Consider the following 2559-nt stretch of genomic DNA (forward strand, 5'->3'; position numbering starts at 1 on the left):
GCCGCAAGTAAGCGGCGCCGCCTTAAGCTCTGGCGGCAGCGATCTTCATTTTGACCGCAGCCGCCAGAGCCCCATATGTATTTAAGAGACGGCGCGGCCTGAACTTTATGCCGTAGACCGAAGGAGGAGGGAAACCGTCTGGAGTAGTTGTTCGTCGGATTTACACGGATACGCCTGTGATTACAGAGGTATTTGCGGGTTTCATGATCAATGTGCCGACGATTCGGCCGACCCATTGTGGCAGGAAGAAATTTAATACGAAGACGATGCTGAAGGCGACGCGCCAGGCTCCCATCCAATAGCCTGCAAATCCAGGGATAAAACCGCGCATGGCTACGGCAGTCAAGACAAAGGACAAGATAAAAGTCATGATGAACGAAATCGTGAATACATAGACAACCAACTGCCCTTTCTTAAAGCGGTTTGCGAAGCGGCGAATTCTAACCGGAAGGAAAAAGTTAAGCCCGAACGCGATCACGAAAGCAATGCCCCAATCTTTCATCCATGCGCTCATGAAATGCGGGATTAAACCGCCCTCGAGTACATAAGTCATGATACCGGACATGATGAACGTTAACGTGATCGACATCGACGAAATGAAAAGAAGCTGACGATACTTGGCATGAATTCTCATTTGTGAAAACTCCTTTATCGATAAGATTTGTTTGTTGAATCCAATATAACTAACTTTGTGACAAATATCAAGTGACAAATATACATTTTTGTCATGCAATTTTATTTCGCCTCTATCTTCGCATGCGGCTTTGCGCGAAGCCGTTACGGTACGGTGGTTATATAACAGTATCTTGCTTCCATTGCAGGCGATTTGGAAAGAAGCCTTTCCACAAAACATGGACAGCCATTGTTGTTACATTCCTCTTTAGTTCGTATCAAAGAAAAATTCCGGACTAAAGTCGGGTTCCCTTCATAGGGATTTCAATAATTTCTCCTGCCTCAACTTCTTTTCGAATCACCCATCGGGACAGCATAGCAATACCCAGTCCAGCTGATACTGCTTCTTTGACCCCTTGGCTGCTGTTAAAAACATAAGAGCGTCTAACTTAAAGCCCCGGCTCGCTGGATGAACTGGTTGCTAAACGCTCTAGTTCATCTCCCATATAGAGCATATAAAGGTCAGTTATCGTAACATCCCCCTCCACTAGACCAAGATCCAGTTTATTTGCCGATGGCGAGGCCCATCTCCACTTGAGGAAACTGCTCAGGAAGTCGTTCGCCGCCGATGTGATCGGTCCTCTCCTTCTCTCGGGTTTAGGTTTCGCGCTAGTCAAGCTGTTTGGCTTGAATTAATCAGTGGAGAGTAAGAGAGAGATGAATGTAATGACAATATTATAATTTTGTTATTTGACATTTGATATGTGTCAGGTGTATATTGAAATCGACAAGAGAGGATATGTGAGAATAATGGTGAAGAAGGAAGGAAGTGTCGTTCTTGTTACAGGAGCCAGCTCTGGAATCGGTTATTTATCCGCGAAGGCATTGGCAGCAAAGGGACATACGGTATACGCCAGCATGCGCGACATCAGCGGTAGAAACGCAAGGAAAGCGGAGGAACTTTACAATTATGCCGAGGCTCATGGGCACACTTTAAGGCCAATTGAGCTAGATGTATTGTCTCAAACCTCGGCGGATCAAGCGGTTCGAGCCGTCGTAGAAGAACAAGGTCAACTTGATGTAGTCATGCACAATGCCGGCCATCTCGTCGTCGGGGTCGTGGGAGCCTATATCCCGCAGGAAATCATGAATGTGTTCGAGACGAACGTCCTCGGCTCACAGCGAGTCAACCGCGCAGCACTGCCGTACATGCGGGCGCGACAATCCGGATTGCTGCTTTGGATCAGCAGCACGACTGTAAGAGGCGGATTTCCTCCGTTCCTTGGATCTTACGTCGCAGCGAAAGCGGCTATGGACTCTCTAGCGCAGACGATGGCCTACGAAGTCGCGAAGTTCGGTATTGAGACGTCCTTTGTCGTGCCGGGAGCCTTTACGAAAGGGACTTCTCACTTCCCGAACGCGGGCCGACCGCAAGACAACGCGACTTCTTCGGAGTACGAGCGGATCAACGGCCTGCTCGAGGAGGTCGGCGCACGTTTAAGTGCCCTTACACCTCCCGAAGCCGACCCTCAAGCCGTGGCCGACGAAGTCGCTCGGATCGTGAGCTTGCCAGCTGGCAGCCGCCCCGCTCGCGCTGTCATCGATTTCGTCAATGACGGTGCCGAAGAGGTGAGGGAGCTTTCCGAGAAAGTTCGTATTGAATTCATTCGCCGTATAGGTTTAGATGAATTGCTTACTGCATCGGCCGTGATGTAAGACGGAATCATATCAAATTATAAAAAGGATGGGATCAAAAATGGTTCAAACGCTGGAAGGAAAAGTAGCATTGGTAACAGGAGCATCTCGAGGCATCGGGAAGAAGATCGCCGAAACGTTGGCTTTGGCTGGCGCGAAGGTCGTTGTGAATTACGCAAGCAGTCCAGCGAAAGCAGAAGAAGTCGTGAACGGTATTAGACAAAGTGGCGGCGAAGCAATTGCCGTGCAAGC

Annotated in this window: 4 protein-coding genes; 2 read left to right on the plus strand and 2 right to left on the minus strand. The window is 49.0% G+C overall.

Annotated elements, in window-relative coordinates; genetic code table 11:
* Positions 1-160 precede the first annotated feature (160 nt).
* Both L691_RS0111310 and L691_RS34250 read right to left on the minus strand, forming a co-directional pair.
* On the minus strand, positions 161-634 hold the full coding sequence (locus tag L691_RS0111310; RefSeq protein ID WP_025690627.1) for a DUF2798 domain-containing protein: 474 nt from the start codon (positions 632-634) through the stop codon (positions 161-163).
* 274 nt (positions 635-908) lie between these two features.
* Complete coding sequence (locus tag L691_RS34250; RefSeq protein ID WP_408634745.1) at positions 909-1001, minus strand: hypothetical protein; 93 nt, start codon at positions 999-1001, stop codon at positions 909-911.
* 421 nt (positions 1002-1422) lie between these two features.
* On the opposite strand from L691_RS34250, the gene L691_RS0111315 reads away from it, so the two are divergent.
* Both L691_RS0111315 and L691_RS0111320 read left to right on the plus strand, forming a co-directional pair.
* Positions 1423-2328 carry an SDR family oxidoreductase gene (locus L691_RS0111315; protein WP_036736680.1) on the plus strand — a complete coding sequence of 302 codons (906 nt, stop codon included), beginning with the start codon at positions 1423-1425 and terminating at the stop codon, positions 2326-2328.
* Positions 2329-2368: 40 nt separating this feature from the next.
* A partial coding sequence (locus tag L691_RS0111320; RefSeq protein ID WP_025690630.1) for an SDR family NAD(P)-dependent oxidoreductase occupies positions 2369-2559 on the plus strand: 191 nt, incomplete at its 3' end.

The sequence above is a fragment of the Paenibacillus zanthoxyli JH29 genome, assembly GCF_000520715.1.
In the GTDB taxonomy this organism is placed as follows: domain Bacteria; phylum Bacillota; class Bacilli; order Paenibacillales; family Paenibacillaceae; genus Paenibacillus_AQ; species Paenibacillus_AQ zanthoxyli.

Coding starts and splice junctions, on each gene's coding strand:
- L691_RS0111310 (WP_025690627.1), bottom strand. CDS start 634: ATGAGAATTCATGCCAAGTATCGTCAGCTTCTTTTCATTTCGTCGATG.
- L691_RS0111315 (WP_036736680.1), top strand. CDS start 1,423: ATGGTGAAGAAGGAAGGAAGTGTCGTTCTTGTTACAGGAGCCAGCTCT.